The sequence below is a fragment of the Enterococcus sp. OL5 genome (assembly GCF_006491895.1).
GTDB classification, from domain to species: Bacteria; Bacillota; Bacilli; order Lactobacillales; family Enterococcaceae; genus Enterococcus_D; species Enterococcus_D innesii.
In genome coordinates this window covers 146,657-154,064 of sequence record NZ_VHIL01000009.1, presented here as the reverse complement: position 1 = coordinate 154,064, position 7,408 = coordinate 146,657, and the positions used below count along the sequence as shown (strand labels likewise).

The 7,408-nt window shown below is 42.8% G+C and carries 9 protein-coding genes; all 9 read right to left on the bottom strand.

Going from position 1 to position 7,408, the window contains the following annotated elements; genetic code table 11:
• Positions 1-153: 153 nt before the first annotated feature.
• The 9 genes from FJU10_RS11845 to smpB all read right to left on the bottom strand — a co-directional run bounded on the left by FJU10_RS11845 (position 154) and on the right by smpB (position 7,398).
• Complete coding sequence (locus FJU10_RS11845) at positions 154-576, bottom strand: F0F1 ATP synthase subunit epsilon (protein ID WP_005228716.1); 423 nt, start codon at positions 574-576, stop codon at positions 154-156.
• 31 nt (positions 577-607) lie between these two features.
• A complete protein-coding gene (gene atpD, locus FJU10_RS11840) occupies positions 608-2,014 on the bottom strand; it encodes a F0F1 ATP synthase subunit beta (protein ID WP_086291912.1) in 1,407 nt (468 codons plus the stop codon).
• Positions 2,015-2,040: 26 nt separating this feature from the next.
• Positions 2,041-2,943: a F0F1 ATP synthase subunit gamma gene (locus FJU10_RS11835; RefSeq protein ID WP_005228710.1), complete on the bottom strand. Its 903-nt coding sequence runs from the start codon at positions 2,941-2,943 to the stop codon at positions 2,041-2,043.
• 15 nt (positions 2,944-2,958) lie between these two features.
• Positions 2,959-4,515 (bottom strand): F0F1 ATP synthase subunit alpha, encoded by a 1,557-nt coding sequence (gene atpA, locus FJU10_RS11830; protein ID WP_005228708.1) that lies wholly within the window; start codon positions 4,513-4,515, stop codon positions 2,959-2,961.
• A gap of 23 nt (positions 4,516-4,538) precedes the next feature.
• Positions 4,539-5,081 carry a F0F1 ATP synthase subunit delta gene (locus tag FJU10_RS11825; protein WP_016619750.1) on the bottom strand — a complete coding sequence of 181 codons (543 nt, stop codon included), beginning with the start codon at positions 5,079-5,081 and terminating at the stop codon, positions 4,539-4,541.
• Complete coding sequence (gene atpF / locus FJU10_RS11820) at positions 5,068-5,592, bottom strand: F0F1 ATP synthase subunit B (RefSeq protein WP_016612589.1); 525 nt, start codon at positions 5,590-5,592, stop codon at positions 5,068-5,070. The genes FJU10_RS11825 and atpF overlap by 14 nt, the downstream gene beginning before the upstream one ends.
• An 88-nt stretch (positions 5,593-5,680) precedes the next feature.
• Positions 5,681-5,893: an ATP synthase F0 subunit C gene (gene atpE / locus FJU10_RS11815; protein WP_005228705.1), complete on the bottom strand. Its 213-nt coding sequence runs from the start codon at positions 5,891-5,893 to the stop codon at positions 5,681-5,683.
• Between the two features lie 32 nt (positions 5,894-5,925).
• Positions 5,926-6,645 (bottom strand): F0F1 ATP synthase subunit A, encoded by a 720-nt coding sequence (gene atpB / locus FJU10_RS11810; protein WP_077452900.1) that lies wholly within the window; start codon positions 6,643-6,645, stop codon positions 5,926-5,928.
• 294 nt (positions 6,646-6,939) lie between these two features.
• A complete protein-coding gene (smpB, locus tag FJU10_RS11805) occupies positions 6,940-7,398 on the bottom strand; it encodes an SsrA-binding protein SmpB (protein ID WP_008380870.1) in 459 nt (152 codons plus the stop codon).
• Positions 7,399-7,408 lie beyond the last annotated feature (10 nt).

The following is a 7,408-nucleotide window of genomic DNA, read 5'->3' as shown; positions in this document are numbered from 1 at the left end:
GCTCCTTTTTTCATAATTGAACATTCCTATCATACCACAAAGATGTCAAGATAAAAAATAATCTTTCTTGGAACCTTCATGAAAAGACTTTAAAAAGTTTTTAAAACGTTTTCTTGGAGAAACAAAAAAACAAAGGCAAGATGCCCTTGTTTTTTAGGAATGTTTTGACACGTTGATTCGATTGATGGCGCGGTGCAAAGCAACCGTTGCGCGACGAAGCTGGTCGATATCTTCGACTTGTTTGGCCTCTTCGATTTGACGTTCTGCACGTTGTTTTGCTCTTTCTGCCCGTGAAACGTCGATGTCGCGATCACGTTCCGCACTATCGGCTACGATAGAGACAACATTGTCCCGCACTTCAAGGATACCGCCATTGACGGCGACCCAGTCGACGTGAGTATCCGAATCGATCCGTTTGACCCGGACTTCATCAATCGTCAAAGGAACGATGATTGGGGCATGATGCGGCAAAATACCGATCTCGCCATCTGTCGTACGTGCAACCACGATTTTCGCGTGGTGATCGTAAACCAAACCAGCAGGTGTCACCACATTGACTGTTAAAAATTGATCCATGAGGTTCCCCTCTTTCTTCGAGGCTGGTTAATTAATAGCCAATTTTTTTCGCTTTTTCAATGACGTCTTCAATTCGTCCTACACTACGGAAGGCTTCTTCTGGAAGATCATCATATTTTCCTTCAAGAATCTCAGCAAAGCCTTTGATCGTTTCCTCAACTGGTACATAAGAACCAGGTTGTCCAGTAAACTGTTCCGCTACGTGGAAGTTTTGCGACAAGAAGAATTGAATCCGACGCGCACGAGCCACTAACGTTTTTTCTTCATCAGACAACTCATCCATCCCTAAGATAGCGATGATGTCTTGTAGTTCGCGGTAACGTTGCAACGCATGCTGTACTTCAGTCGCTACTTCATAGTGTTTTTCACCAACGATTTCAGGTGCTAACGCACTAGAAGAAGAAGCCAGTGGATCAACGGCTGGATAGATCCCTTGTTCAGTCAATTTCCGTTCCAAGTTGGTTGTTGCATCCAAATGGGCAAAAGCAGTCGCTGGTGCCGGGTCCGTGTAGTCATCGGCAGGAACATAGATCGCTTGAATAGAAGTAACCGATCCTTTTTTCGTTGAAGTGATCCGTTCTTGTAATTGTCCCATTTCGGTTGCTAGTGTCGGTTGATACCCAACAGCAGAAGGCATCCGACCTAGTAAGGCAGATACTTCAGAACCAGCTTGCGTAAATCGGAAAATGTTATCGATAAACAAGAGTACATCTTGTCCTTCTACATCGCGGAAGTACTCCGCTAAGGTCAAACCAGTCAAGGCAACCCGCATCCGAGCACCTGGTGGTTCGTTCATTTGTCCAAACACCATGGCTGTTTTTTCGATAACGCCAGATTCTTTCATTTCATTATAAAGGTCGTTTCCTTCACGTGTCCGTTCACCAACACCTGTGAAGACAGAGATCCCCCCATGCTCTTGGGCGATGTTGTGGATCAGTTCTTGAATCAAGACGGTTTTACCAACACCGGCACCACCGAAAAGACCAACTTTCCCCCCTTTTAAATAAGGGGCTAATAAGTCGATAACTTTGATCCCAGTCTCAAGGATCTCGGTACTTGTTGACAATTCATCAAAGTCAGGAGCTTTTTTGTGAATCCCACTGCGGGGTGCTTCTTCAGGGAACGGCGCTTCTAAATCGATAGTGTCTCCTAGGACATTAAACACCCGTCCTAAGGTGTCTGTCCCAACTGGAACAGAAATGGAGGCGCCTGTATCGATTACTTCCATTCCTCGTTGTAAGCCATCTGTTGATTCCATGGCAATCGTACGGATAACGCCGTCGCCAAGTTCTAAGGCAGCTTCTAACACAACTTTTGTTTTCTGCTCATCTTTTTTGTAAACAATCAACGCATTGTTGATATCTGGTAATGATTGGTCTAGAGAGAATTCCACGTCAACAACGGGACCAATGACTTGAACAATCTTGCCTGAACTCATTCGTATTCCTCCATTCGTTCTTGAAACTATTCTAACGCGGATGCCCCCGCCACAATTTCAGTAATTTCTTGGGTGATTGCGCCTTGGCGCGCTCGGTTGTAAGAGATCGTCAAGTCCCCAATAATATTTTTGGCATTATCTGTTGCTGTTTTCATCGCTGTCATTCCGGCAGCATGCTCGGCTGTTTTTGCGTCAACAATCGCACCATAAATCAAGCTTTCAGCGTATTGAGGCAGTAATTGATTCAAAATCGCTTCTCTGGAAGGTTCAAACAAGTATTCTTGTTCATAACTTTCGGCTTCTTCAGGATCTAGATCGGAAATCGGCAACATTTTCTCCACACGAAATTGGCTAGTCAATGAGTTGATATGATGGTTATAACACACATATAATTCATCGAAGACTTCGTTTTGGTACATCGTTGTCGCCAATGTTACGATTTTACGCACCTCGTCAAAGCTTGGTTGATCCGAAAGGTTTCTTAACTCGTACGCCAAATTGATGCCCCGTGCTTTGAAAAAGTCGGCGCCAGTTGCACCAATGGCAATCATGACATACTCTTCTTCTTTTGCATGGTCTTCATCCAACATGGTCATCATTTGCTTCAAGATGGAACTATTGTAGCCGCCCACTAGACCGCCATCAGAAGTGATGACGATATAGCCTGTGCGTTTGACCGGACGACTAACCAACATACTGTTATAGTTCACACCATCTTTAGGACCGGAACCTGCAAGATCGGAAAGCTGCTGCGCAGTTAAATGCGTAACAATTTCACGTACTTTGTTGGCATACACTTGAAACTGTTTCGAATGAGCTTCAGATTTTGTTAATTTTGCAGCTGAAACCATTTGCATGGCCTTTGTGATTTGGCTGGTTTTTTTTGTTGAGGCAATTCGTTGCTTGATTTCATTTAATGAAGCAGCCATTTTCTCTCACCTCTTTTATGCGTTTTGCATTGTCGATATTTTATCTTGCGGCGTCACCCGAGAACTGTTGGATGCCATGAAAATATCTTTGAATGCTTTAATGGTGTCATCTAACAAGCTTTCTTCTGGCAAGTCTTTCGTTGTCCGAATGGTTTCAAAAATCGTTGCTGCGTTTGCTTCGATATATTCAAATAATTCTGCTTCAAAGTCCAATAGTTTATTGACTGGCACACTATCAATGAATCCATGCGTCAAGGCATAAAGAATCACGACTTGTTTTTCTACTGCCAATGGTTCATGCAGTTTTTGCTTCAAGATTTCAACGGTTCGACGACCGCGGTTTAATTTGGCTTGTGTCGCAGCATCTAGATCAGACCCAAACTGCGTAAAGGCCTCTAGTTCGCGATAGCTAGCTAAGTCCAAACGCAAGGTACCAGCAACTTTTTTCATCGCTTTGATCTGCGCAGAACCACCAACCCGTGAAACAGACAATCCAGCCGCTACGGCAGGACGCACACCAGAATAAAATAGGTCGTTTTCTAAGAAAATTTGTCCATCTGTGATAGAAATCACGTTGGTTGGGATATAGGCTGAGATATCCCCTGCTTGTGTTTCAACGAACGGCAATGCCGTCATTGATCCACCGCCTAGTTCATCACTTAATTTCGCTGCACGTTCCAATAAACGAGAGTGCAAGTAGAAGACATCCCCTGGGTATGCTTCACGACCTGGCGGACGGCGTAGAAGTAGAGAAAGTTCACGGTAAGCGACTGCTTGTTTTGATAAGTCATCAAAGACGATCAAAACATGTTTGCCGTTATACATGAATTCTTCTCCCATCGCAGCCCCAGCATAAGGTGCGATATAAAGCAGTGGTGCTGGTTGTGAAGCACCTGCTGAAACAACGATCGTGTAATCAAGTGCACCGTAACGGCGTAATGTTTCTACTTGTGCACGAACCGTTGAGTCTTTTTGGCCAATAGCGACATAGATACAGATCATGTCTTGCCCTTTTTGGTTGATGATCGCATCAATAGCGATCGTTGTTTTCCCAGTTTTCCGGTCACCGATGACTAATTCCCGTTGGCCACGACCGATTGGTACTAAAGCATCAATAGCTTTTAAACCAGTTTGCATTGGTTCCGAAACGGATTTCCGTTGCATAACACCTGGTGCAGCTGCTTCGACTGGGCGTGATTTATCTGTTTCGATCGGACCTAAACCATCGATTGGTTGCCCTAATGGATTTACTACCCGGCCAATTAATGCATCGCCGACAGGAACTTCCATGATTTTACCGGTTCGTTTTACTTTGTCCCCTTCACGAATGGTTTCAAAATCACCTAGGATGATGATCCCGACATCGTTTGACTCTAAGTTTTGTGCCATCCCATAAGAACCGTTTGAAAACTCAAGCAGTTCTCCACTCATGGCATTTTCTAAACCGTGGGCGCGGGCGATCCCGTCCCCAACGTATGTGACAGTACCGATTTCTTCTACAGAAAGTTCGTTCTGATAATTTTTAATTTGCTCTTTGATCAAGGCACTAATTTCTTCTGCTTTGATGGCCATCCGATTCACCTCTTATCTCTTGTTTATCTGCCGATTTTTTGTCGCAGATAATCCAGTTGGCTCTTAATACTACCGTCGATCACTTGATGATTTGCTTCAACGATGACACCGCCTAAAATCGTTGGATCGATCGTTTCTTTCAATTGTGCCTGCTTGTACCCAAGCTTATCGGCGATTTGCTTTTCAATTTTGCTTTTTTGTTCTGCTGACAAAGCAACAGCCGTTGTGATCGTTCCGAGAACAAGACCCTGATATTCATCGTAACGACGTTCGTATTCATCAATGATCAGCAATAGATCATCCATGCGATCATATTCATAAACGATCTCTAAGAAATTTCTGACCAAGCCTTCAAAGCCCTTCAGCAATTGATCGACTAATTGTCTTTTCTCATGAAGATCCAAACGGTTATCGGTCACGATTTGGCCGAATGTTGGAATCTCCTGATAAATCTGACGCAAGGTCATTAATTCTTGGTAAACTTCTGTCAAGCGTTGTTCTTCCATCGCCAATTCGAACAAGGCTTTTCCATAGCGTTTTCCCACTGTGAATTTATCGAGTTTCATTAACTGAACCCAAGCCTTCGATATATTGATTGATTAGGGATTCATGATTTTCGGGAGTCAATTCGCGGCCTAAGATTTTTTCTGCGATTTGAAGCGAAAGTTCTGCCACATCATCTTTCACTTCTTTTAACGCAGTTTCTTTTTCAAGGGTGATATCTGAGTTGGCTTTTTCTTTCAAACGAGCCACTTCTTCTTTGGTCTCGCTCAAAATATTTTGCCGACTCAATTCCCCGCTATCTTTGGCGCTCTTGATGATCTCCGCAGCTTCAGAATGAGAACGTGCCAATTTTTCTTGGCGTTCTTTTTCTAATTTTGCTGCATTCAAGCGTGATTGTTCCGCTGAATCCAAATCATTGGCGATTTTATCTTCCCGTTTTTGCATCATGCTACTGATGGCATCCCATGCAAAATGTTTCAATAAGAATAGCAAAAGAAGAATTGATCCGCTGACAACGATAATATTGCCAAGCATTGGATTTTGAACTTCCGCCATAACCAACTGATTTAGCATAACGATTCTTCCTTTCTGAAAGTCATTGTTTCATTAGAAAAAAGCAAAAACGAGTGCAATTGTTCGTTTCTGCCTTTTCGTGCTTGTCTTATCGGAAGACTAATAACAGCGCGATAACTACCCCTAGAATCGGTACAGCTTCGACTAGCGCTACCCCGATAAACATTGTTGAACGTAGTTGACCTGACATTTCAGGTTGGCGTGCCATTGATTCGATCGTTTTTGCGATTACTTGTCCGTTACCATACCCTGCACCAATTGCTGCTCCGATAATTGCTAATCCTGCTCCAATAAAGTTCATTCTTTTTTCCTCCTAATTGTATGTCGATTCGATTAATGTTCTGCCACGGTTTTGTGGCTCATAAATACCATGGTCAATGTAACAAATACATAAGCTTGGATCGCTCCAATAAAGAGCGAGAAGCCAATCCAGATCATTTCTAGCGGCATCACGATCGGCAATGACCACCAACCAAGACTAATAAACATGTTGGCAATCAATCCTAATAACACTTCACCAGCGAATATATTTCCATATAAACGCAAGCCTAACGTGATGACATTCGTAAACTCTTCGATGATTTTTAGCGGCAATAAAAAGCCCACCGGTTTCAGATACGAATTGATCAAGTAATTTTTGAAGCCCAACGACTTGATCCCAAAGAAATGTGTCAAGGAAATAACCATAAGTGCGAGTGTCAATGTAACAAACGGGTCTGCTGTCGGACTTTTCCATAAGGTAATGTCATCTGTCGTCACGATTTTTGTGACTAAGCCGATCTCATTTGCCACAAACACAAAAAGAAACATTGTTACACCGAGCAAATGAAAGTTGTTCACTTGAGATCCTGGTAGATTGTCCGCCACGATGCCACGAACAAAGTCAATGACCCATTCAATGAAGTTCTGCTTCCCTTTCGGTTTCATTTGCAAATTACGTGTACAAATAAAGACCACCAAAAAAACAATGATACAAGAAATGATTGTCATCATAGCTACAGTTCCATCAAACCATATAGGACCGATATGAAACATAAGCGATTTATCTTCCAATCTTTCTCACCTCTTTTCCTGTCATCTCCAGAAAAAAAATCTGGTGTTACAATGCGTTTCCTCTCATAACAATCGGTATCATACCACCACGAATGGAAAATTTCAAAGCATTTTCAAGAAAATTAGACAAAAAACTCACAATGCTAAAAATCCTAAATTAAGTGAAAAATCCTCGTGTCGCTATGTGGAAGAAAAAGCCTGTTAAATCAACAGCTTTCCCTTAAATGCTACCAAATTTAGCGTGATTTTCAAAGCGATAACCTCTGTCGGATTCTAAAAGAAGTTCTTAGAAAATTAGAAATTTCTAAGAACTCGGTCAATTTGTCTTTCCTGATCTTTGCGTTTTAAGGATTCTCGCTTATCATACTCGCGTTTTCCTTTCGCTAAACCAATCAAAACTTTGGCATAACCATCCTTGATATACACCTTTAATGGCACAATCGTCATACCAGTATTTTTTGTTTCGCCAATCAAACGAGCGATCTGCTTTTTGTGTAGCAACAGTTTTCTCGTCCGCAATGGGTCATGATTAAAAATGTTGCCTTGCTCGTAAGGACTGATATGCACATTGACTAAGAATGCCTCACCATTGCGAATGCGCACAAAGCCGTCTTTCAAATTGATCCGACTGTTGCGGATCGCCTTGATCTCGGTTCCTTGCAAGACGATCCCCGCTTCGATCGTATCGAGGATCGTGTAATCATGGCGGGCCTTTTTGTTTTGGGCGATTAATTTCCCTTCTCCTTTAGGCACGGGCCATCCC

Coding starts and splice junctions, on each gene's coding strand:
- FJU10_RS11845 (WP_005228716.1), bottom strand. CDS start 576: ATGGATCAATTTTTAACAGTCAATGTGGTGACACCTGCTGGTTTGGTT.
- atpD (WP_086291912.1), bottom strand. CDS start 2,014: ATGAGTTCAGGCAAGATTGTTCAAGTCATTGGTCCCGTTGTTGACGTG.
- FJU10_RS11835 (WP_005228710.1), bottom strand. CDS start 2,943: ATGGCTGCTTCATTAAATGAAATCAAGCAACGAATTGCCTCAACAAAA.
- atpA (WP_005228708.1), bottom strand. CDS start 4,515: ATGGCCATCAAAGCAGAAGAAATTAGTGCCTTGATCAAAGAGCAAATT.
- FJU10_RS11825 (WP_016619750.1), bottom strand. CDS start 5,081: ATGAAACTCGATAAATTCACAGTGGGAAAACGCTATGGAAAAGCCTTG.
- atpF (WP_016612589.1), bottom strand. CDS start 5,592: ATGCTAAATCAGTTGGTTATGGCGGAAGTTCAAAATCCAATGCTTGGC.
- atpE (WP_005228705.1), bottom strand. CDS start 5,893: ATGAACTTTATTGGAGCAGGATTAGCAATTATCGGAGCAGCAATTGGT.